The organism is Mesorhizobium sp. M0808 (genome assembly GCF_040320025.1).
GTDB lineage: Bacteria > Pseudomonadota > Alphaproteobacteria > Rhizobiales > Rhizobiaceae > Mesorhizobium.
In genome coordinates this window covers 31,782-53,296 of record NZ_JAMYOX010000007.1, presented here as the reverse complement: position 1 = coordinate 53,296, position 21,515 = coordinate 31,782, and the positions used below count along the sequence as shown (strand labels likewise).

19 protein-coding genes are annotated in these 21,515 nt (G+C 62.8%); 10 read left to right on the top strand and 9 right to left on the bottom strand.

The features are described 5' to 3' along the window. The first annotated feature begins 1 nt into the window (after window position 1). Both NKI25_RS11715 and tolA read left to right on the top strand, forming a co-directional pair. Window positions 2–433, top strand: coding sequence for a hypothetical protein (locus NKI25_RS11715; RefSeq protein WP_352568901.1), 432 nt, complete (start codon window positions 2–4; stop codon window positions 431–433). Between the two features lie 35 nt (window positions 434–468). After that, window positions 469–1,767: a cell envelope integrity protein TolA gene (gene tolA, locus NKI25_RS11710; protein WP_352998498.1), complete on the top strand. Its 1,299-nt coding sequence runs from the start codon at window positions 469–471 to the stop codon at window positions 1,765–1,767. Between the two features lie 66 nt (window positions 1,768–1,833). Here the strand turns inward: tolA and putA are convergent, their stop codons facing one another. Next, entirely contained in the window at window positions 1,834–5,445 is a 3,612-nt protein-coding gene (gene putA / locus NKI25_RS11705; protein WP_352998497.1) for a bifunctional proline dehydrogenase/L-glutamate gamma-semialdehyde dehydrogenase PutA, read from the bottom strand. Between the two features lie 162 nt (window positions 5,446–5,607). On the opposite strand from putA, the gene NKI25_RS11700 reads away from it, so the two are divergent. After that, window positions 5,608–6,060 (top strand): Lrp/AsnC family transcriptional regulator, encoded by a 453-nt coding sequence (locus NKI25_RS11700; protein WP_023676441.1) that lies wholly within the window; start codon window positions 5,608–5,610, stop codon window positions 6,058–6,060. Between the two features lie 202 nt (window positions 6,061–6,262). Here NKI25_RS11700 and NKI25_RS11695 read toward each other — a convergent pair whose 3' ends face one another. Together NKI25_RS11695 and NKI25_RS11690 are read right to left on the bottom strand one after the other, a co-directional pair. Further along, window positions 6,263–7,462 carry a cytochrome-c peroxidase gene (locus NKI25_RS11695; RefSeq protein WP_352624591.1) on the bottom strand — a complete coding sequence of 400 codons (1,200 nt, stop codon included), beginning with the start codon at window positions 7,460–7,462 and terminating at the stop codon, window positions 6,263–6,265. A gap of 7 nt (window positions 7,463–7,469) precedes the next feature. Then, window positions 7,470–7,916, bottom strand: coding sequence for a FixH family protein (locus tag NKI25_RS11690; protein WP_352624626.1), 447 nt, complete (start codon window positions 7,914–7,916; stop codon window positions 7,470–7,472). A 157-nt stretch (window positions 7,917–8,073) separates the two neighbouring features. On the opposite strand from NKI25_RS11690, the gene NKI25_RS11685 reads away from it, so the two are divergent. Continuing rightward, window positions 8,074–9,003 carry a sugar kinase gene (locus NKI25_RS11685; protein WP_352624592.1) on the top strand — a complete coding sequence of 310 codons (930 nt, stop codon included), beginning with the start codon at window positions 8,074–8,076 and terminating at the stop codon, window positions 9,001–9,003. On the opposite strand, the gene NKI25_RS11680 is transcribed toward NKI25_RS11685, so the two are convergent. From NKI25_RS11680 to NKI25_RS11670, 3 genes are all read right to left on the bottom strand, one after another. Next, the gene (locus tag NKI25_RS11680) at window positions 8,996–9,997 is read right to left on the bottom strand and encodes an NADP-dependent oxidoreductase (RefSeq protein WP_352624594.1); all 1,002 of its coding nucleotides are present in this window, start codon (window positions 9,995–9,997) and stop codon (window positions 8,996–8,998) included. The genes NKI25_RS11685 and NKI25_RS11680 overlap by 8 nt on opposite strands. Window positions 9,998–10,029: 32 nt before the next feature. Then, window positions 10,030–10,950, bottom strand: coding sequence for an alpha/beta fold hydrolase (locus NKI25_RS11675; protein WP_352998496.1), 921 nt, complete (start codon window positions 10,948–10,950; stop codon window positions 10,030–10,032). Window positions 10,951–11,036: 86 nt separating this feature from the next. Then, window positions 11,037–11,852 carry an oxidoreductase gene (locus NKI25_RS11670; RefSeq protein WP_352587764.1) on the bottom strand — a complete coding sequence of 272 codons (816 nt, stop codon included), beginning with the start codon at window positions 11,850–11,852 and terminating at the stop codon, window positions 11,037–11,039. Between the two features lie 107 nt (window positions 11,853–11,959). Here NKI25_RS11670 and NKI25_RS11665 point away from each other — a divergent pair, with 107 nt between their 5' ends. Next, the gene (locus NKI25_RS11665; protein WP_352587761.1) at window positions 11,960–12,544 is read left to right on the top strand and encodes a TetR/AcrR family transcriptional regulator; all 585 of its coding nucleotides are present in this window, start codon (window positions 11,960–11,962) and stop codon (window positions 12,542–12,544) included. Window positions 12,545–12,556: 12 nt separating this feature from the next. Here NKI25_RS11665 and NKI25_RS11660 read toward each other — a convergent pair whose 3' ends face one another. Further along, complete coding sequence (locus NKI25_RS11660) at window positions 12,557–13,720, bottom strand: LacI family DNA-binding transcriptional regulator (RefSeq protein WP_352635573.1); 1,164 nt, start codon at window positions 13,718–13,720, stop codon at window positions 12,557–12,559. A gap of 33 nt (window positions 13,721–13,753) precedes the next feature. On the opposite strand from NKI25_RS11660, the gene NKI25_RS11655 reads away from it, so the two are divergent. The 5 genes from NKI25_RS11655 to NKI25_RS11635 all read left to right on the top strand — a co-directional run bounded on the left by NKI25_RS11655 (window position 13,754) and on the right by NKI25_RS11635 (window position 18,562). Continuing rightward, window positions 13,754–14,794 (top strand): ABC transporter substrate-binding protein, encoded by a 1,041-nt coding sequence (locus NKI25_RS11655; protein WP_352635575.1) that lies wholly within the window; start codon window positions 13,754–13,756, stop codon window positions 14,792–14,794. A gap of 127 nt (window positions 14,795–14,921) precedes the next feature. Beyond that, entirely contained in the window at window positions 14,922–15,959 is a 1,038-nt protein-coding gene (locus NKI25_RS11650; protein ID WP_352568997.1) for an ABC transporter ATP-binding protein, read from the top strand. Beyond that, complete coding sequence (locus NKI25_RS11645) at window positions 15,956–16,843, top strand: ABC transporter permease (RefSeq protein ID WP_352998495.1); 888 nt, start codon at window positions 15,956–15,958, stop codon at window positions 16,841–16,843. The genes NKI25_RS11650 and NKI25_RS11645 overlap by 4 nt, the downstream gene beginning before the upstream one ends. Then, complete coding sequence (locus NKI25_RS11640) at window positions 16,836–17,627, top strand: ABC transporter permease (protein ID WP_352624600.1); 792 nt, start codon at window positions 16,836–16,838, stop codon at window positions 17,625–17,627. The genes NKI25_RS11645 and NKI25_RS11640 overlap by 8 nt, the downstream gene beginning before the upstream one ends. Next, window positions 17,570–18,562: a phosphorylase family protein gene (locus tag NKI25_RS11635; protein ID WP_352577041.1), complete on the top strand. Its 993-nt coding sequence runs from the start codon at window positions 17,570–17,572 to the stop codon at window positions 18,560–18,562. Before NKI25_RS11640 ends, NKI25_RS11635 begins: the two co-directional genes overlap by 58 nt. Window positions 18,563–19,061: 499 nt before the next feature. Here NKI25_RS11635 and NKI25_RS11630 read toward each other — a convergent pair whose 3' ends face one another. Then, window positions 19,062–19,544: a GNAT family N-acetyltransferase gene (locus NKI25_RS11630; RefSeq protein WP_352697837.1), complete on the bottom strand. Its 483-nt coding sequence runs from the start codon at window positions 19,542–19,544 to the stop codon at window positions 19,062–19,064. Window positions 19,545–19,731: 187 nt separating this feature from the next. Next, window positions 19,732–21,468: an adenylate/guanylate cyclase domain-containing protein gene (locus NKI25_RS11625; protein ID WP_352998494.1), complete on the bottom strand. Its 1,737-nt coding sequence runs from the start codon at window positions 21,466–21,468 to the stop codon at window positions 19,732–19,734. Window positions 21,469–21,515 lie beyond the last annotated feature (47 nt).

Here is a 21,515-nt window from a genome sequence, read left to right as displayed (position 1 = left end):
AATGACAGGCATGACGGCATCCCTTCGTCTGTTCGCCGCGGTGCTGGCAATATTGCTTGCGGCGGCTCCGGCATGGACACAGCAGCAAGCACCGGCGCTGATCCTCGAGCTCAATGGCGCGCAGCCTTCCGACAAGGGCTGCCGCCTTACCTTCGTGGTCACCAACAATCTCGGCGCCGGTCTTTCCAAGGCGGCGTTCGAGATCGCGCTGTTCAACGGGGCCGGCGTTGTCGACCGGCTGACGGTACTCGATTTCAAGGAGCTGCCGGCAGGCAAGACCAAGGTGACGCGTTTCGATCTTGCCGGCACGGATTGCGGCAAGGTCAGCCGCGTGTTGATCAACAGCGCCACGGAATGCGCCGGCGCCGAGCCGAATGCCTGCATGCGCGGGCTGAAGACGCAGACCAGGACCGGCATCGCCTTCGGGGTCTGAATTTGGGACTGGAACCCGCATTCGCGCGAAACACCGTGGCGTGGCCACTAGCCGGTTTCCTGCCGCCGGAGCCGGACGATCCGGATTTCGCCATCCCGCGCGGGGCGCTGCTTGTTTCGCCGCGCGACAGGCCGGAAGACACTTACATCGCCGATGCCGACGGCGAATTGCCGACGGTGCCTGCGGAGCCATTGCGGCAGACGCGACAGATGCAGCGGCGCCGCAACTGGACGGTGGCGATCGCCTGCTCTTGCGCATTCCACGTAGCCGTGGCGCTGGCCTTTCTCACGCTGCCGGACGACCGGCCAAGGATCGAAGGTGCCGACCAGCAGGGCGACATGCTGCTCGGCGCCGACCCGCAGCAGGCGGCCGGCGATGTCGCAGACGACCCGGACGTGGCCAACGTAACGATGGTGACCATGCTCGACTCCAAGCCCGTCGAAACGGTCGAGGCGCAGGCGACCGCGGCAGAGGAGACGCTCCAGCCGGTCACCGATGCGGTGGAAGCATCGGACAAAGAAGTGGTCGAGCCGGTCAGCGAGGCGGCCACGGAAACCGCTGCCGTTGCCGACCGGACCGCGCCTGCGCCTGTTCAACCTGTCCAGCCGGCGCGCCAGGCCCCGTCGCCCGACATTCTTGCGACAGACAGGCTGGTGCCCGCCGACGACAATGCGGTGCCGCCGCCAGTCAGTGCGGTCGAAACGGCCGAGCCTGCCGAGACGAGTTCGCCGGCACCAACCGACCCGGCGCCGGCCGAAACGGTTCAGACAGCCGAGACAGTCGGCGCGGCGGAAGAACCGAAGCCGGACAGGCCGGAGCCCAGGCAGCCGAAGAAGGCAACCGCAAAGAACAAGCCGGCCAGGAAGGCCGAACCAAACGAGCCTGAAAAGCCGGCCCTGCGCAGGAAGGCGAGCAAGGCACTTGCGAAAGCCGATTCCAAGAAGAAAAAGACCGGCTCCGGCGGCCGTGACGAAACGGATGTCGCGCGCGGCATGGCCGACGGCAAGAAGGACGGCAAGATCCTGACCGCCAGCAGGGGCGGCAAATCAGGCATCGGCAATGCAGCCGTCACGAACTATCCCGGCAAGATCAGGTCAAAACTGGTGCGGGCCTTCAATTCGACACGCACGCGCGCCACCGGCACAGCTACGGTTGCCTTTACCGTCGGCTCGAACGGCAGCGTCCGGTCGGCCAGGCTGACGGGCAGTTCGGGTGTTGCCGCGCTGGACAAGGCCGCACTCGACGCAGTCCGCCGGGCTTCTCCCTTTCCCCCTATTCCAGACGGAGCCGGTCGCTCGGCCTGGCAGTTCGAAGTGCCGCTCGGTATCAGATAGCGACCGTCCCCATGCCGGCACCAAAGTTGGCGCCGCCCTGCCCGCGATACGCGAGCCCTGGCGAACCTACGCAGCGGCCAGCAGGCTGGCATTGCCGCCCGCCGCCGTGGTGTCGACGCAGACGGCGCGCTCGTGGGCGTAGGCGGCCGGATAATAGACTTCGCTGATCAGCGGCACGATCGGGCCGGCGCGCTCGGCGATGACCTTGCGCACGATGCGCGCGGCCTCGGGCGTGCCGGAAAAGGCCACGACATCGACCCGCAGCGAGCGCGCTTCGACCGGGTCCGGCCGGCCGTCGATCGCCGCCAGCGGCAGGCCCTTGCCGGTCAATGATGAAAGTGCCGCCGGCGCGCCGGGTGCGACGGCGAGCACGGCATTGCCGGCGGCCAGCGCCTGGATCGTCTGCGCAAGCAGCGTATCCGCGTCGGGACCCAGACACAGCACGCGCCCGCGCGGCGACAGCGACAGCGTGTTGGCCTCGCCGGTCGGCCCGGGCAGGTCGACCTGGCCGAAATCGATGCCGGCGGCAGTGCCGATAGCCGCGGCACCCTTGCCGCGCAGATGTTTCCTCAGGATGGCGACGCGATCCGGCCGCGTCGACCAGCCGCCAAAGGCCGGGTCCGGCAGATTGTCGGCGAGCTCGGTCGCCGTCACCTTGCGGCCTTCGGCAAGATGGGTGCCGGCTTCCGGCCCCTTGCGGAAGCGCCGGAGATAATGTGGCCCGCCGGCCTTCGGCCCGGTGCCGGAAAGGCCCTCGCCGCCGAACGGCTGCGCGCCGACGACGGCGCCGATCTGGTTGCGGTTGACGTAGATGTTGCCGGCATGGATGCCATCGACGAAATGCTGGGCGCGGCCTTCGATGCGGGTGTGCAGGCCAAAGGTCAGGCCATAGCCTTTGCGGTTGATCGCAGCGATCACCGCATCGATCTCGTCGGCATCGAAGGTGGCGACATGCAGCACCGGCCCGAACACCTCGCGCTCCAACTCCTCGATGCCCTTGACCCGAAAGACGTGCGGCGCAACGAAGCGGCCGTCCTTCGGCGCTTCGAGCTTGGCGATCAGCCGGCCCTGCAGGCCCATTTTGGTGCAATAGTCACGGATCGACGCTTGCGCCTCGTCATCGATGACCGGGCCGACATCGGTCGATATCCGCCACGGGTCGCCGAGGCTGAGCGCTTCCATCGCGCCTTTCAGCATCTCAAGCATCTTCTTCTCGACGTCCTTCTGCACGTAGAGAATGCGCAATGCCGAGCAGCGCTGGCCGGCGCTCTGGAAGGCGGAGGCGAGGATGTCGCGCACCGCCTGTTCGGGAAGTGCTGTGGAATCGACGATCATGGCGTTCAGGCCGCCGGTCTCGGCAATCAGCATGGCGTCGGGCACGGCGGTCTCGGCGAGCTGCTTTTCGATCAGCTTGGCGACCTCGGTCGAGCCGGTGAAGCAGACGCCGGCAATGCGCGGATCGGCGGTCAGCGGGCCGCCGACCGAGGGGCCGTCGCCGGGCAGAAGCTGGATGACGTCTTCCGGCACGCCGGCCTCGCGCAGCAGCTGGACGGCGCGGAAGGCGATCAGCGGCGTCTGTTCGGCCGGCTTGGCAATCACCGAATTGCCGGTGACGAGCGCCGCCGCAATCTGGCCGGTGAAGATGGCCAGCGGAAAGTTCCACGGCGAGATGCAGGCGATGGCGCCGCGCGCCTCGGTGCCCGCCTCGGCATTGGCGGCCTCGGCCGCATAGTAGCGCAGGAAATCGACCGCCTCGCGCACCTCGGCAACGCCGTCGGCGAGCGACTTGCCGGCTTCGCGGGCGGCGAGCGCAAAGAACTCGACGGCGTTCGCCTCGTAGAGATCGGCCGCCCGGTTGAGGATGGCAGCGCGCACGGCGACCGGGCGTCTTGCCCATGCCGGTTGTGCCTCCACCGCTATGCGTACCGCGGTCTCGACCTGCTTGGCGCCGGCCTCGCTCACCGTGCCGACCACTTCGGAAGGTTTTGCCGGATTGACCACCGGACGCTGCTTGCCATAGCCGGCAGCGCGGCTGACCGGCTTGGCGTGCCAGCGCTCCGGCCCGGCGAACTCGGCCCTGGCCTTGTCGATCGCCGCCATCGTCGGCGTGTCGGTGATATCGAAGCCCTTGGAATTGCGCCGGCCGGGGCCAAAGATCGCCGACGGCGGCACGATCGCCGGATTGGCGGCGGGGCCTTGTTTCTCCACCGTTTCGAGCGGGTCGCGGGCAATGTCCTCGGGCTCGACTTCCTCGTCGGTGAGCTGGTGGACGAAAGAGGAATTGGCGCCGTTTTCGAGCAGCCGGCGGACCAGATAGGCGAGCAGGTCGGAATGCGCGCCGACCGGCGCATAGATGCGGCAGCGCGTGCCTTCGGCCCGCCGCACCGTCTCATGCAGCGCCTCGCCCATGCCATGCAGCCGCTGGAACTCGAATGTATCGCGCTCCGTCGTCATCGACAGAATCGCGGCGACGGTGTGGGCGTTGTGGGTGGCGAATTGCGGGTAGATGCGGTCGGTCATCGACAAAAGCTTCTTCGCGCAGGCCAGGTAGGAGACGTCGGTATTGGCCTTGCGGGTAAAAACCGGATAGCCGTCGAGCCCGAGCGTCTGCGCCCGCTTGATCTCGGTATCCCAATAAGCGCCCTTGACCAGCCGCACCATGATGCTGCGGTCGTATTTCCTCGCCAGCTCGTAGAGCCAGTCGATGACGAAGGCGGCGCGCGGGCCATAGGCCTGGACGACGACGCCAAAGCCGTTCCAGCCGGCAAGCTCCGGCTCGGCCAGTACCCGTTCGATGACGTCGAGCGACAGGTCGAGCCGGTCGGCCTCCTCGGCGTCGATGTTGAGGCCCATGCGCGAATGGCGCGCCGCCAACGCCAGCGACAGCAGCCGCTCGGCCATGACGGGCAGCATCTTTTCCTTCTGCGTCGCTTCATAGCGCGGATGCAGCGCCGACAGTTTTACCGAAATGCCGTGGTTCTGGCGGATGTCGGGGCCGTTGGCGCCGGCGTCGAGCGAAGAGATGGCATCGGCATAGGCCTTGAGGTAGCGCAGCGCGTCGGCCTCGGTGCGGGCCGCCTCGCCCAGCATGTCGAAAGAATAGAGATAGCCCTTCTGCGTCATCAGCCGGCCGCGCCTGACCGCCTCGGCAATGGTGCGGCCGAGGACGAACTGCTCGCCCATCTCGCGCATGGCCGCCGCAACCGCCTTGCGGATGACCGGCTCGCCGAGCCGGCGCACCATGGCGCGCAGCGTGCCTTCGATGCCGCCCTCGCCTTCATCGAGCACGCGGCCGGTCAGCATCAGCGCCCAGGTCGATGCATTGATGAAGATCGAGCTCGAGCCGCCCGAATGCGCCGACCAGTCGTGCGGCGCGATCTTGTCGGCGATGAGGTCGTCCATCGTCTCGGTGTCGGGCACCCGCAGCAGCGCCTCGGCCAGGCACATCAGCGCCACGCCCTCCTTGGTCGAGAGGCCATAGGCGGACAGGAAGACCTCCATCAGCCGCGGATCGGACGAGCCGCGCACCGCCCGCACCAGATCGGCGGCACGGGCCGAAATCGCCTTGCGGTCTTGCACGGACAGCCCGGCCGCCTCGGCCAGCCGCTTCACCGCCTGGTCTTCGTCGGGCAAATAATTGGCACGGATCTGCTGGCGGATGGTGTCGAGCGCTGGCATGGCGGTCCTGTAGAGCGAGCATAAGGGAGCAGGCCGGCGGTCACCGGACCGAATGGCGCAAACTAACATAAGTAGGGATTTCGGTCGGTCCAAAGAAATCGACAGGACAGGTCAATTGATCTACTGTTTGGCCAGTTCATCTCCGATTTGCCTGGAAATCTGATGACAGAAGACCAATTGGACCGGATCGACAGGAACATCCTGTCGGCTCTGGGCAGCAATGGCCGGCTTTCCATGTCGGAACTGGCGGCGAAAGTCGGCCTTTCGAAGACGCCGGTGCAGGCGCGAGTCAAACGGCTGGAGAAGGACGGCTTCATCAGGGGCTACCAGGCGATCATCGACCGCGAGCGCATGGGCGAAGGCCATGTCGCCTTCGTCCAGGTGAAACTGTCCGACACCCGCTCGGCCGCGCTCGACGCCTTCAACCGCGCCGTGCAGGCGGTGCCGGAGATCGAGCAGTGCCACATGATGGCATCGAGCTTCGACTATCTGCTGAAGGTCCGCACCACCGACATCGCCGCCTACCGCCGCGTGCTTGGCGAGCGCATCTCCGCCCTGCCGCACGTCGCCCAGACCTCGACGTTTGTCGCGATGGAGACGGTGAAGGATCGGTAGGAAACGCCGGCGGGACAGCGCCCCCCCTCTGTCCTGCCGGACATCTCCCCCTCCAGGGGGGAGATCGGTTGTCACTGCCGCTTTCGCCAATCTCTAAACGTCGCAGGAGTGAACGGCGCACCGAAGCTGCCAATCTCCCCACTAGAGGGGGAGATGTCCGGCAGGACAGAGGGGGGCGCGAAGGATCGCTACCCCGCCACCCTCACTCCGCCAGCGTCTTCAGGAACGCCACCAGCGCCGCGCGTTCGCGATCCGAAAGCTGCAGCGGGTGGACCTCTGACACACCCTCGACACTTGCCGGCGCCTTCGAATAATGCGCCACCACCTCGTCCAGCGAGGAAAACTGCCCGGCATGCATGTAGGGCGGACGGGTGGCGCCACCGCGCAGCGACGGCGTCTTGTAGGCGCGGACGAGTTCCGGCCCGGTCTTGACCATGAAGCGCAACTCGCGGCAGGCGCTGGCATCGCCGTCGCGAAAGGCGCCGAAACAGTTGAACGGATCGGCCTCGACCTGCGCCACCGCCTCGACGCGGCCGCGATCCGGCGGCAGGCCCGCGACCGGCGGCACGCCGGTGTTGTGGAAGCTGCCGTCGGTAAAACGCGGGCCGTTGTGGCAGGTCACGCAATTGGCCTTGCCGATGAACAATTTCAGGCCGAGGATTTCCTCCGACGAAAAGGCGGCGTCGCCTTTCGGCTCGGCGCCCGCAGCCAGGTCGAGGGCAAAGCGGTCGAAGCGTGTCTGCGGCGGCGCGATCGAGCGCTCGAAGGCGGCGATCGCCTTGCCGATATTGGCAAAGACGCGGTTGACCTCCTCGGCTTGGCTGGCGGGCATGGCATTCCAGGCCGCCTTCTCGGCATCGGTGCCGAACGGGCCGGCATTGGCCGGCACGCCGGAAAGGTCAGGCAGCGGCCCGAAGATGCGCTCGTAGCGCTCGCCGAAGCGGGCCTTGATGTAATGCACGAAGGCGGCGCGGTTGCCGGCCTGCTCCAGCGGATTTTCGAGCGGTGTCAGCGCTTGCGCCCACAGGCTGTCGCGCCGCCCGTCCCAGAAGAACCAGGGATCATGCGCGACGCCGGCCAACGGCATGGTACGACGGTTGGTGCGGCCGACGCCGACCGCTTGCGGCAGGTCGTCCTGGAACTGCCGGTCGATCTTGTGGCAGGTCGAGCACGATACCGTGCCGTCGCCGCTCATCCCGGTGTCGAAAAACAGCGTCGAGCCGAGTGCCGCGGCGGCCGGCACATCGGCGAAGCGATTGGTGGTATCGGGCTTCAGCGGCGGCAGCTTGGACAGGGCCAGTGAGGCGATGGTCTGCTTTTCGGCATCGGAAAACTCCGGTCTGCCGCAGCCGGCAAGCACGGCCACCACCACCAACGCGAGAAGACTGGGAAACCGGCTCATCAGTGGCTCACAGCACCACATTGAAGACGACAGTGTCCGAACCGGCCGCAGCGGAAATGGCAAAATGCAATTGCCACCACCCGCTCATCGTGAATTTCACGCCGTCGATGCGATAGCGTCCCTCGCCGAGGTAATCGGTCGCCTGCGGGCTGGTCGGCAGACCGTGCTTGTGCTGCGGCATGCCGCCGGAAATCGTTATCGCAGCACCTTCCACCGGCGCACCCTCGACGGTTTTCAGCGTCAGCAGCCAGGATTCCATTTCGCCCTGCCGAATGACGCCCTTCTCGGGCTCGAAAGTCGCCGCGAACAGCTTGTTCGCCGTCGTCTTGGAACGGCCTACATCCGAGCTTGGTTGCGGCGCACGCGGCGCCGTCAGATAGACGATTGCCAGCACGCCGGCGAGCAAGGCAGCCAGGCCGAGGCCTCCAAGAAGATAACGCCATAACGATGCCAAACCCATTCCTGTTCTGCGGATAACGTTTCGCTGGGCAGATCGCGTCCCACGCCCCTGTGGGAAATCGCGCCCAGTGCAAGAATCCGCCGTCGCCAAGCATGGCGCTGCCGGCTGCAAAAAGCTACAGCACCGCAATTGCAGGATGGAGGAGTACTTCATGGCAGGAAACGGCATCGCCTCGATCGGCGAGTGCATGCTAGAGCTTTCAGACCAGGCCGGGCCGAACTGGCGCATGGGCTTTGCCGGCGACACGTTCAACACTTTGTGGGCTCTGCATGCCTTGAGCGGCGAGCGGCCGGCGACCTATGTGTCGGCCTTCGGCGACGACCCGTTCTCACGCGACCAGATCAAGTTCCTGGCCGAGAGCGGCATCGGCATCGGCGCCAGCCCGGTGATAGCGGGCGCCCGCCCCGGCCTCTATGCGATCACGCTGACCGGCGCCGAACGTTCTTTCACCTATTGGCGGGCCGATGCGGCCGCAAGGCAGTTGGCTTCGGACCCAGCCGCTTTGCAGAAAAGCCTTGAAAACCAGGCGCTTGTCTATTTTTCCGGAATCACTTTGGCAATCCTCGACGACGACGCCCGCGAGGTGCTGCTGACGGCCGTGGCCAAGGCGCGCGCGGCCGGCTCGCTGATTGCCTTCGACCCCAATTACCGGCCGCGGCTATGGCGCCAAAGCGAGGAAGCGCAGGCCGCGATCCTCGAGGCGCTCGCCGTCGCCGACATCGCGCTCCCGACCTTTCCCGACGAGCAGATGCTGTTTGGTGATACGACACCGCAGAAAACAGCTGAACGGCTGCGAAAGCTGGTCGGCGAAGTCGTCGTCAAGAACGGCGAGGAACCGGCGCTGATCGCGCAAAACGGAACCTTGCAATCGGTGCCGGCGGTACACGTCGCCACCCCGGTCGACACCACCGGGGCCGGCGACTCCTTCAACGGCGCCTATCTCGCCGCTCGCCTTGCCAGCCATGCCCCGGCAGAGGCGGTGCTGCGCGCCCATCGCGTCGCCGCCGCCGTCGTGCAGGTGCGCGGCGCCCTGGCGCCGTTCGAGACGCTCAAGGCTGCGTTCGAGGCAACTGCTATCTGACCTTGATGACGACCTTGCCCTTGGCGCGTCCTGTTTCGACATAGGCCAGAGCGTCATTGGTCGCTTCGAATGGAAAGACCCGATCCACAACCGGGCGGATCGCGCCGGCTTCGATGAGAGCGGTGATTTTGCTCAGCTGATCGCCCTGCGCCCACATGAAAAGGAACGAAAACTGCACGCCACGGCGCTTGGCTTTGGCCCGAATTCCGCGACTCAGGAAGCGCAGCACCAGCCTCAGCATCAAGTTCAGTCCCTTTTCCCTGGCAAATTCGGGATCCGGTGGACCGGAGATGGAGATGAGCTTGCCACCCGGTTTCAGCACGCTCAGGGATTCTTCCAGTGTCTTGGCGTCCTGGCTGTTCAAGACGACATCGTAGCCCGACAGAACTTTCTCGAAGTCGTCTTTCCTGTAATCGACGACGACATCGGCGCCGAGACTTTTGACCAGATCGGCACTCGCCGCGCTCGCGGTTGTCGCAACGGTCGCGCCGAGGTGCTTGGCTAACTGAATAGCAAATGTCCCGACGCCGCCGGAACCAGCCTGAATGAAGACCTTCTGTCCCTTCTTCAGGTTTGCCCGTTCGATGAGCGTCTGCCAGGCGGTGAGACCGACCAGGGGAATCGACGCCGCCTCTTCCATACTGAGATTCTCGGGCTTCAAGGCTACGTCGGCCTCATTCACGGCAATGAATTCGGCGAATGTCCCAATCCGGCCATCGCGCGGCCGCGCATAGACCTCGTCGCCTGCCTTGAACTTGCTGACTTTCGATCCCACGCGGATAACCTTCCCAGCCACGTCGTGGCCCAGGATGAAGGGCCGGCGGTAGGGCAGGATGAGCTTGAATTCCCCGGTTCTGACCTTGGAATCGAGCAGGTTCACCCCTGCGGCATGGACCTCGACCAAGACATCGCTGTCGTGGAGCTCCGGCTCCGGCATTTCGGCCAGCCGCAGGGTGCCCTTTTTATTATACTTATCGACAACGAATGCCTTCATGGCAGTTACTTTCTAAGAATGTCTGTTGCTGTTCAGGACGAAACAAGCCGAACGTTTTCAGCTGCATAGCCGCCCTGCGGCAAGGCCTCAGCCTCGAGGAAGGACAGGGCCTTCGGGACAAAATCGGCGTAGTTCTGAAATACCCCGCCATGCCCGACATCCGGATAGATGACCAGATGCGCCCCAGGGATACGCCCGGCGAGATCGTAGGTATTGCTGCTCGGCACCATCCTGTCCTGGTCGCCATTCGCAACCAAAGTGGGAATGCGGATGGTGCTCAGGTCTTGAGGCGCCTGGAGTCCATAGGCCTTGATCGCCTTGAGTTGCGCGCCGAACGCGCTCAGCGATACCGCTTTGTCCCGGTTATTCCGGCGCTCTTTCAACCGTTGCAGAAATGCGTTTGCGGCACGGCGGCCATTCGGCGTTCTTGTGAAGAAGAGATAGTACTTCGGATCCCGAAAAGTCAGCGCGCCCTTGATCATGTCCACGATCGTCAGCGGCGTCACCTTGTCGATGCCTTGCCCACCGGCCGGCCCCGTGCCAGCCAGGATGAGTTTGCGCACAAGCTTGGGCTCGGTCAGCACAATCTCTTGCGCCACGAAGCCGCCGAGTGAAAAGCCGAAGAGATCGACTTCTTCGAACCCCAGCGCCCGGACAAAGGCGACCGCATCCCGCGCCATGCCGAAAATGGTCGACGGAGTTTTGCCACCCGAAGCACCGATGCCGCGATTGTCGAAGGCAATTACCCGCCGGGTCGCAGCGAGGCCATCGACGATGCGCGGATCAAAATTGTCCAGCTGAGCAGCCAGATGGTTGAGCAGGATCACCGGCACGCCCGTCCTGGGCCCGAGTTCCCTGTAAGCAAAGGCTGTGCCGCCGACATCGACCGAGCGCGTTGGTGCGTCCTGGAACAACGCCGGTGAACGCGGCGACCGATTGGATCTATGTGTCATGCTTGGCGCCTCCGTTTCGTAGGGCCTGGCCAAATGTGTCGTAGTTGCTAGTCGCATGTGCGTGAAATCCTCTGCCTCGCCGTTATTCAGACCGGCAGTCGGAACTGCTTGCGCAGGCTCTTGTCGAAAATCCCCGCGGGGGCAAAGCGGCGCAGCAGGCTGACCTGGCGCGCTGCCTTGCCAGCGGTATAGCGCCGCCGCGGACGGGCATCGGTCGCTGCCTTGACAACCACATCCGCCACCACTTCCGGCCGATCGGCCTTGGGCATCACATCGCCCAGCAGCGCCTTGAGCCCGGCTCGAGCCCGATCGTATTCCTTCAACAGCGAATCCGGCTCGATGCCGTTCTGGTCGAAGACGGTGCGGACGAATGCCGGCTCGATGACGGAAACGCGGACGTTGAAGGCGCGCACCTCGTGGTCGAGCGATTCCGAATAGCCTTCGAGCGCGTGCTTGACCGCCGAGTAATGAGCTGAGTATGGCGCGGGTACCAGTCCCAGAATCGAGCCGATATTGATGATGCGCCCGTCGCCGCGCCGCCGCATCGACGGCAACACCGCATTGGTCATCCGCATGACGCCGAACAGATTGACGTCGAATAGGGCTTGTACCTGTGCGACCGAGGATTCCTCGGCGCCTCCTAGCAGACCGACACCGGCATTGTTGACCAGGAGATCGATCCGGCCGGTCTGCGCGAGCACGTTGGCAACGAGCGCATTGACGGCCGCATCATCGGTCACGTCGCATGCCAGCATGGTCACTCCGCCCGGACCATTACTGGTCTTGCGGCGACTTGTCCCGAAGACAGTGAAACCCGCCCGCGCCAAGGCCTCGGCGCTGGCGCGGCCGATGCCCGAGGAGGCTCCGGTCACGATTGCGGTCTTTTCAGAATTCCCATTCATTTTTGATGTTCCAGGTTCGAGAGGTCTAGCTTATTTCCACGAATTGAATTATGGTCGTAATATCAGATTATGAGCATAATGCAATAGCAGGACAGGAAAGAAAGACCATGCGCTACGAAAAGGGCCGAAAAGACGCGTCACGCAGCCGGATCATGGAGGTCGCCGCCGAACGTTTTCGATCTGACGGCATCGCGGCGTCCGGGCTGGCAACCATCATGAGCGACGCCGGGCTGACGAACGGCGCCTTCTATCCGCACTTCCAGTCGAAGGCGGAGCTCGTCCGTGAAAGCGTGGCGGCGGCCTTGGACGCGCAGTCGCATCAAGTGCAGGAAGCGTTGGACGCCGGCGGCCCGGAAATGGCCATAGAGGCATATCTGTCGGCCGAGCACCGGGACAATCCTGGAAAGGGCTGTGCTTCGGCCGCGTTGTTGCCGGAAATCGCGCGGCAGCCGCCTGAAACGCGAGCCCTCTATGCCGAGCGCGCTCAATCCCTGGTGCGCCAGATAGCTGAAGCTCTGCCGCAGACGAACGATCCCGAGGGCGCTGCGTTGGGCATGTTTGCAACGCTCATCGGCGCGCTTCAACTCGCGCGCGCCGTGGAAGGGACGGAATTGTCGGATCGTATCCTTGCGGCGGGAGCAGTTGCCGCAAAGGCGCTGATCCGGCCGGTTCAAGACGAGGTGGCCCCCTGAGGGCAGCCCGGATTATTCGGCCGGCTCGAATCTACCTTGCACCAAGACTGTCTCCACCGGCCCAAGCGGATTGATGATCCGGCTCTCCAGGACTTCGATAAGTTTGCGTCCAACACCCGCCATATCCACGGAATGAACTCCGATCTTTGCCGGCAGGAAGCGTGCCAGCCGCGTGCTGTCACGGGTGACGATGTGGACGTCGCGGCCTGGTGTAAGACCCCGCTTGCCGAGAGCGTGCAACGCTCCCAGAAGGCCCAGTTCGTTGGCGCACGCCAGGCCCGTTGGCGGATATGATGACGCCAGCAAGCGATCGAACCAGCCTGCGCTCGATTCCATGGTGAACATGCCATGACCGATCAACGATTGGTCGATCGGAATACCGGCCTCGGCCATTGCCCTTCCATACCCGGAAAGACGCATGGCACTCGCCTGGTCCTCCGGAACGAGAAGTTGCAGCGCAATGCGTCGACAGCCCTTATCCATGAGCCGCCGGGTCGCCTCGTAGGCAATCTGTTCATTGTCGACATCGACATAAGGATACGCGATATCCAGGTCGGTTCTTCCAAACGCGACGAACGGCATGCGTTTATCCAGCAGCAGCTTGACGCGCGGATCAGCCGACACCAGGCGCGTGATGACCAGGCCGTCTGCGCTGTGCGCCTGAAGCTGCCGTTGCACACTCTCAACGGGATCGTCGTCGGGAGTGGTGGAATAGATGGACAGACTATAGCCGGCTTGCCGCGCCGCCAGCGTCATGCCTTCGATTAAAGGAAGCTTCAACAGATCGGACAGATGGTCTCGTGTTTCCATCGGGAGTACGGCCGTCAGCGTCTGCGTTCGACCGGTTTTGAGCGCGCGACCATGATGATTTGGTAAATAGCCGACCCGCTTGGCCGCCTCCTTGACGCGGGCTATGGTCGAGGGCTGCACCTCCGGCCCATCCTTCAGAGCGCGGGATACCGTGGTCACCGACAGGGAAAGTTCAGCGGCGATCTGCTTTAGATTGGCCATTGTTCGCCCGACTTCATTTGCGAAAGCGCCGGCTGATTTGCTGACCGCCATAACGTTACCGAATTCGACATCCCGGTCAATCCAAACTCCCCCAGGAAGCAGCTTGACTCCGGCGTATTCAGATGCAATCGTAACGTTACGATTACAAAATAATGGCTCTTTCAAGCGATATTCCATAAAAGTTGGGGAGGAGAACCTATGTCCTGGCTACGCATTTCCTTAACAGCATTCGCAATCTCGGCTGCCCTGCCCGTTCATGCGCAAACAGTCACCATCACGACTGCGGGTGGCGACTATGGCAACGCCATGAAGGAGGCCATGTGGGCCCCTGCTGCAAAAGAGCTTGGCTATGATGTCCGCGAGGAGACCCTAAGCGACGGCCTGGCCGCCTTGAAGATGCAGGTCACCTCGGGTGCGGTCACGACCGACGTCATTCACCTGGGCTCACCGGAAGGTGCCCAGGCGGCCGCACAATCGCTGCTGGAGCCACTCGACTACAAGATCATCGATCCGAAATCCGTGCCGGAGGGTGCGAAGTCCGACTACTGCTATCCGTTTGACTCCTATGGCACCGTCATGTCGTGGAACACCAAGACCTATGGCGAGAACCCGCCGAAGACGTGGGCGGAATTCTGGGATGTTGCCAAATTTTCTGGCCGTCGCGCGTTGCGCGCCAATGCGCAAGACTCGATCGAGATCGCGCTTCTCTCCGATGGCGTGGCACCGGCGGACGTCTATTCCGTGCTCAGCACCCCGGAAGGGCTAGAGCGCGCCATCAAGCGGCTTGAAGCGATCAAACCAAACGTCGCCGTGTGGTGGACCTCGGGAGCTCAGTCCGCGCAGTTGCTGAAAGACGGTGAAGCGGATTTGGTCGTTACCTGGAACGGACGAGCGCAAACCGTGAAAGCAGATGGCGGCGCGGCTGACTACACGTTCAAGGGTTCGGTCATCGGCACGGACTGCCTTGGGGTGCCGAAGGGAGCGCCGAACAAGGAAGCCGCGATGAAGCTCATCGCAGCGATGACGCAGCCCGCGCGGGTTGCGAAGCTGACCGATTTCATTGCCTACGGCCCAGTCAATCCTGCGGCATATGAGGGTGGCCTTATTCCCGAGGACCGTCTGAAGACCCTTGCGACCGCGCCTGAAAATGCTGGCACTTCGGTGTTTTCCAATTCAGAATGGTGGGTCAAGAATGGCGAGGCTGCCCAAAGAGCCTTCGATGAAATGATGGCCCGCTGACTCTCAGCTCTGACGCATGTCGCGCAAAAATGTGCAGCGCGCGACAACGACATGCATGAAAACAAGAACCTAAAGCGCGTCGCGTGAAGCCGGTCGAACGCGACGCGCTTCAAGGCTGGAGCACATGATGAAGTCGCTCGCGATCACCATCGAAAGCGTGCACAAGGCTTATGGGTCCTACGTCGCACTGGATGATGTTTCGCTCGACATCCAGGCTGGCGAATTCCTCACGCTGCTAGGGCCATCGGGATCGGGCAAGACCACGTTACTCATGGCTCTGGCCGGTTTTGTCCGGCCGGATTCCGGTAAACTTTTCTTGGGCGATCGAGACATCACCCGCCTGCCGCCCAACAAACGAGACATCGGCATAGTATTCCAGAATTACGCCTTGTTTCCCCACATGAATGTCATGGCGAACGTCGCGTATCCGCTGGTGCTGCGCAAGGTACCGAGAGCGGAGGCGCGTCAGCGGGCGCTTGATACCTTGGCCCGCGTGAAGCTGGATGGTCTGGCGGAGCGCAATATTGCCGCACTATCCGGCGGCCAACGTCAACGGGTGGCATTGGCGCGGGCTATCGTCTTCGAACCGCGCGTGATGTTGATGGACGAGCCGCTGTCGGCGCTCGACAAGAACCTGCGCGAGAGCATGCAGTATGAGATCCGGCGTCTGCATGATCATCTACGGATCACCACAATCTATGTAACCCACGACCAGCGCGAAGCGCTGATTATGTCTGACCGGATTGCGGTGATGAATTCTGGCCGCATCCAGCAGATAGATACGCCGCAGCGGATTTATGATCGTCCATCGACCCGCTTCGTCGCGGAGTTCATGGGCGAGGCCAACATTGTGGCCCCGGGCTCAGCGCGCAGAATCGACGGCGCCGAAGCATCACGCGAAACTCTGATGATCCGCGCCGAAAGCTTCCATCTTGATGCGAAGCTCGTCGGGGGAGACGGAGTGGCTCTCGAAGGAATACTGCGCGCCAAAGCGTTCCGCGGCGAGAACTGGCTTTTGACGCTGGCGCTTGACGGCGGGCAAGAGGTTCTTGTCTGCATTCCGGCAGCGCTGGCCGGCGGCTGCGCCGAGCTTGCCGCCGGTCAGCGGATGACCGCATATGCACCAGCAGCGAAGGTTCACGCGATACCGGGAGCGATGGCGTGATCGTCGTCCGGGACCCGGCGCTCGCGGCGGATGCGCGGCGCGAGCGGCGGTTTTTTCTTTCACTTTCGCTCCCGGCGCTGTTCATCGTTGGACTGGCGGCGATACTGCCCATCCTTTGGATCATCCGGCAATCCTTCCTGACCACCGGGGGTGAGTACACCGTCGGCAACTACGAGAAGGTCCTTTCGAGCGGACTGACGTGGTCGGCGCTCGTCACGACCCTCGAACTGTCCTTGGGTACGCTGGCGGCCTGCATTCTCCTCGGCACTCCTCTGGCGCTGGCGCTGGCCAGCGTCAGACCAAGGCTGGCCAACGTGCTCATGGCGTTCGTCATGCTGCCGCTGTGGACCTCTATTCTGGTGCGTACCTATGGTTGGCTCGTGCTCTTGCGGCGCGACGGCCTGATCAACGCGGCTTTGACCGGTTCAGGCCTGACGGCGGAGCCATTGCCGCTGGTCTACAACTTCACGGGAACGCTCATCGGCATGGTGCACTACATGCTGCCACTTTTTCTGCTGCCTGTTTATGCTGCGATGCGCGATATCGACCCAAATCTCATTCGCGCGGCTGCGAGCATGGGAGCCACTCTCAGGCAGGTCATCCGCACAGTCATTATGCCGCTTTCGGCGGGCGGCATCTTCTCGGGTTCGATCATCGTCCTCATCTACGCCATAGGTTTTTTCATCACGCCGGCGGTGCTTGGCGGCGGCAAGGTAAATCCGCTCTCTACCCGGATCGAGCGTACATTATCGACCTTTCAGGACTGGGGGTCGGCAAGCGTCCTGGGCATTCTGCTCCTCGTTCTTATGGCGCTGATCGGTGTGATGTTGCTGGCGGCACGCCGTCTGGTGGCCCAGAACACCGTGGAAGCCTCCCATGCTTGAAGCCTATCCGCAAAACAGGCTCGCCCGCATTTTGCTCTGGAGCTTTGCCGCTCTTGTCATGGCATTTCTGATGCTGCCGACGCTCGTGGTGGTGCCGCTTTCCTTTTCGGCGTCGAATCTCCTCGAGTTTCCGCCGCACGCCTACTCGTTGCGCTGGTACGAGAACTTCTTCGGCTCGGCAACGTGGATGGCCGCGCTCAGAACGAGTTTGATCCTCGGGACGTTGACGGCGTTGATCGCGGTGCCTTTCGCGCTGCTCGCCTGCATTTCAATGAATCGGCTGGGCGGAAAGACCGCTGCGGCCATCCAGAGCGTCCTGCTGACCCCCTCGATCACCCCAGGTATCCTGCTTGCGATCGGTCTCTTCTTTGTGTTGGCCGCACAACATCTGATCGGAACGCTATTCGGTGTGCTGGTCGGACATGTGGTGCTGGCCGTTCCGGTCGCCTGCATTGTGTTGCTACCCGCTCTCGCCCGCTTTGACTGGAACCAGGTTCAGGCGGCGCGCAGCCTCGGTGCAAACTGGGCCAGGTCCATTGGCGGAATCATCGTTCCGCAACTTCGGATCAGCTTGCTGTCGGCGACATTAATGGCGTTCCTGACTTCGCTCGACGAGTCCGTGATTTCGATCTTCATCGCAAGTGGTCGCAATAGCACGATGCCGAAGCTTATGTTCCTGTCGCTGCGCGATCAGATCGATCCGACCATTGCGGCGATCTCGACATTGTGGACCGTCATCGTCGTGGCCGTGGTCCTGATTGTGACCCTTCGCCAAAAATCCTGACCGAGACTGGAAACATGCCCACCAATTACCATGCAGCCGACGATCTGACGGATCATTCGACGGACATCCCTCAGGTAGGGTTGGCCATCATCACCGGGTCGGCAAACTGGGGGCTTGCCTTCCCGGAAGATGTCGAATTCGATGGTGTGCGCACCTTGCGGCGCGACATGAGTTTTGAAACACCTTTCGGTCGCACCGACAACTGGAAGCTGCTCGAGTTCGATGCGTCGATCACAGCGGAAGGGAGAGCAAAACGCGCGCTGTGCATGTATTCGCACGGCAATCCCCGCGACCGTATCGACCATTCCTGCCATCGCCGCGCGTTCTGGGTATTGATGCGGGCGGGTGTACGGCAAGTTCTCGCCTGCTCGACTGTAGGCGCCGTCAACAAGGCGATCCAGCCGGGCGACATGGTGGTGACCGCCGATATCATTGAACTGACGCAGACCCCGTTTTCACTGCTTCCTGACCGCCAGAGCTTCGACTGTTCGGGCAAGCAAATCGTGTGTCCAAGATGTGCGGCGGTTCTGGTCGAAACGGCCCGCCGTCATTGGCCAGCCGAATGCCGCGTTTATGGCATCGAACAGCAGTTGGTGGCTGCCCATTGTTATGGGCCCCGGCTGACAACGCCTGCCGAAGCCTTGGCATATCGGGGCATGGGGGCGGATGTACTCAACCATTCCATCGCCCCTGAGGCGACCTTGTCGCGCGAGATCGGCGCGTGTTTCGTGCCTTGCGCGTTCGTGACGGCGGGCTTCAACGACTATATGGATCGCAATCGCCAGAAATTGCTGCAGGAGGACGTGCTGCCCAGTCTCTCCATGACAGCCTCGCGGGTCGCGCTGGAGACCGCCGCGCGACTTCCCGCTGATCCGGAATGCTCCTGTCACGGCTTGAAGTCGCCTCAGCCGAAAGAACGCTCCAGCCGGTTCTGAGACGACCTTGGTGCGCCGGATAGCTGAAGCTCTGCCACCGACCAAGAATCCCGAGGGCGCTGCATTGGGCGTGTTTGCGACGTTCGAAACGCTGAGGGCCGCGTTTGAGGATTAGGGTCAAAACTCAATCAGACTGGCTGCCGCCAATGGCCCAGATGGGCGGAACTTGCCGTTTGAATTAGTCGGCGGGAATGAGCACAGAGCGCCATTTGCTGACAATCATGGCGCTTCACCATTGCGGTCGTTCTCGCTACGACCTGATGCGGACCCGAAGCGGATGGTCGTTTGATCCGGTTAAACTCAACGCGCCACCCTACCACGCGCGCCATCTCGAGACGTTCGCGAAAACCTCCACGTCGGTCGCGACTCGACCATGGAGCGGAAGTACAGGCGAAGTACTGTTTCGTTCGAGATGGCCTGGTTCAATCTCCAGCATCCTCCTCCTGCCATACTGGCCGGAGCGAGTGCCGGCCGCGAGCGAGTGGCCTTTGAGCGTAGCTCAGAGCGTCTTGCTCATCATCAGGATCGGAACCGGAGCGCCGCCATGGTCATCGACGAATTTCTCGGCGGGTTGGTAGCCGCAGGCTCGATAGAGCGGCTCTCCTGCCATCGTGGCTGCCAGATCGGCACGGCGGAAGCCCTCAGCCTTAGCGGCACGTTCACACAGCGAAAGGATAAGGCGGCCGACGCCTCGCCGGACAAAGTCCGGATGCGTATACATGGCTCTGATACGCGCCGCGTCCGTGGCTGGATCAAGCAGTGCCGCGTTGCGTCCCGGTGACTGATCACCACCATACATGGTCGGGCGCCGGCTCCAGCCACCGCACCCTGCCAGGACGCCGTCGTGCTCCACGACGAAATAGGTGCCATCATCGACAAGCTGCGTGTCCAGCCCCATGATTGCGCGGCTGGATCGGATCTGGTCATCGTCGAGAAACGGTTTCTGGAGTTCGGAGATCGCTGCATCCATGAGCGCAATCATGGAAGCGAGGTCCTCGCGTCGCGCTATCCGGTGCCGAAAGTCTTCACTGGCCATGTTCAAGCACACCGTGAGGCGAAACAAACGCACGATATGGCGAATTTCGTTCCGTCAGAAGACCAAATGTTCGCTGCTGCGGCAGCCCTTGGGACGCCTGTCGACAGCAGGCCGAAGGTATAGCCAATGACAGTCATTCTGGCAGCCCCGCCATGCGATAGCCCTCCACGATATGCCGTCGCACGTCTTCGGCTGGGAATGGCTGCGAATCCGACCAGTGCCGGATGGTGAAGTGCGGATTGCTTATCATGAACATTTTCGCCTCCCAGCGCGCTTCCTCCAAACGGCCAAGTTGCGCAAGGCTTGCTGCAAGCAGGCGTCGTGAAGTCGTGCGATAGGTTTCGGGCCTGCTCAGCGTTTGGATCGCGGATTCGTAGTCGCCCATGGCATATTGGGCCTGGCCCAACATCCAGTAATACCAACCGGGCGGGTGAGGGTTGAGTCGCAGTGCCCTGCGGACCTGCTCTATGGCTTCGGCAGGTCGCCCCTTTTCCGTCGTCAACTCGGCCTGCATTGCCCAAGCGTCGGCGTGGTTGGGGTCCAGCTCGTGGGCAGCATCGAATTCGGCATCCGATTCCACCCAGCGACTCTCATGTCCCAGTATGACGCCCAATACCCATCTGTTCCCGGCGTCGTTCGGGTCGAGTTCGACCGCCAGCTGTGCTTCGGCGAGCGCTCTTGCGCGGTTGGGGTCCATCGGTTCGTCCCAGAACTCCCAGCCCAGCCAGAGGTTGAGTGCCAGCCAACGGTGCGCCTCCGCGTATTCCGGGTCGAGCGCGATTGCCCGGTCTAGCAGCAAAATGGCCTCTTTCGCGGTGAGCGCCGTTTGCAGGCCAAGGGCCCGGGCACGCACACAGAGATCATAGGCCTCCAGGTTGCTCGGTCTGTTGCGCGCCGGCGCGGTGGTCAGGCGGCCAACCAGAGCCTCGACAATCTTGCCGGTCACCTCGTCCTGAACGGCGAAGATATCTTCTAGACTCCGGTCGAATCTTTCGGCCCAAAGGTGGTCACCCGCGATCGCGTCGATCAGTTGGGCGTTGATACGCACCCGTCCAGCGGCCCGCCGTGCACTACCTTCAAGAAGATGGCGAACTCCCAGTTCTCGCGCGATGCGACGCACATCCACGTGCCTGCCTTTGTATGCAAATGCCGAGTTGCTGGCGATGACGAACAACTCGCTTGTCCTCGACAGATCCGTGATCAAGTCTTCGGTGAGGCCATCGACAAATGCCTCCTGCTCCGGATCATTGCTCATGTTCATAAAGGGGAGGACGGCAATGGAGGGCTTGGCGGGGAGCTGCAGAGGCGCTTTCTCCGCGAGCCCGCCATCGTCCGATGCGGTCGACAGCCGGATCCGGTAGACAGACACTGGTTCGGTGACGTTCTTGATCGCTTGCGGACCAAGTTCGTCGAAGCCGCAATCGAGCTTCCGCTTGACTTGGTCGTAGACGCTGCTGGACACACAGACATCTCCTGCCCCGGCCATTGCCTGGAGCCGCACTGCGACAATGACGCCGTCGCCGAACAGATCGCCGTCCTCGACAACGACATCGCCCAGATTGATGCCGATATGCAGGTAGATTCTCCGGTCGGCGGTCACACCCTCGTTTGCGGCCGCCATCCGCTTCTGAAGGTCCACGGCGCATGACACGGCGTTCACCGCGCTTCCGAACTCGACCAGAACGCCATCACCCATCACTTTCACAATACGGCCATGACGGTCGCGGACGAGTGGTTCGAGGATTTCCTTCCTCCTCCTCCTTAAAGCGGCCAACGTTCCTTGCTCGTCCAGGTCCAGAAGTCGACTGTAGCCCACCACGTCGGCAGCCAATATGGCGGCAAGGCGGCGTTGGGCGCGTTCTTCGGCCATTTCGCGTTGCTTTCATTGAAAGCAGAAAAGCGAATTTTATGCCGCCC

Bases quoted from the DNA above. Each gene is read 5' to 3' on its own strand.
- NKI25_RS11695 (WP_352624591.1), bottom strand. From the start codon at position 7,462: ATGAGCCGGTTTCCCAGTCTTCTCGCGTTGGTGGTGGTGGCCGTGCTT.
- NKI25_RS11665 (WP_352587761.1), top strand. From the start codon at position 11,960: ATGCGCTACGAAAAGGGCCGAAAAGACGCGTCACGCAGCCGGATCATG.
- NKI25_RS11675 (WP_352998496.1), bottom strand. From the start codon at position 10,950: ATGACACATAGATCCAATCGGTCGCCGCGTTCACCGGCGTTGTTCCAG.
- NKI25_RS11630 (WP_352697837.1), bottom strand. From the start codon at position 19,544: ATGATTGCGCTCATGGATGCAGCGATCTCCGAACTCCAGAAACCGTTT.
- NKI25_RS11670 (WP_352587764.1), bottom strand. From the start codon at position 11,852: ATGAATGGGAATTCTGAAAAGACCGCAATCGTGACCGGAGCCTCCTCG.
- NKI25_RS11715 (WP_352568901.1), top strand. From the start codon at position 2: ATGACAGGCATGACGGCATCCCTTCGTCTGTTCGCCGCGGTGCTGGCA.
- putA (WP_352998497.1), bottom strand. From the start codon at position 5,445: ATGCCAGCGCTCGACACCATCCGCCAGCAGATCCGTGCCAATTATTTG.
- NKI25_RS11700 (WP_023676441.1), top strand. From the start codon at position 5,608: ATGACAGAAGACCAATTGGACCGGATCGACAGGAACATCCTGTCGGCT.
- NKI25_RS11625 (WP_352998494.1), bottom strand. From the start codon at position 21,468: ATGGCCGAAGAACGCGCCCAACGCCGCCTTGCCGCCATATTGGCTGCC.
- NKI25_RS11640 (WP_352624600.1), top strand. From the start codon at position 16,836: ATGCTTGAAGCCTATCCGCAAAACAGGCTCGCCCGCATTTTGCTCTGG.
- NKI25_RS11650 (WP_352568997.1), top strand. From the start codon at position 14,922: ATGAAGTCGCTCGCGATCACCATCGAAAGCGTGCACAAGGCTTATGGG.
- NKI25_RS11655 (WP_352635575.1), top strand. From the start codon at position 13,754: ATGTCCTGGCTACGCATTTCCTTAACAGCATTCGCAATCTCGGCTGCC.
- NKI25_RS11680 (WP_352624594.1), bottom strand. From the start codon at position 9,997: ATGAAGGCATTCGTTGTCGATAAGTATAATAAAAAGGGCACCCTGCGG.
- NKI25_RS11685 (WP_352624592.1), top strand. From the start codon at position 8,074: ATGGCAGGAAACGGCATCGCCTCGATCGGCGAGTGCATGCTAGAGCTT.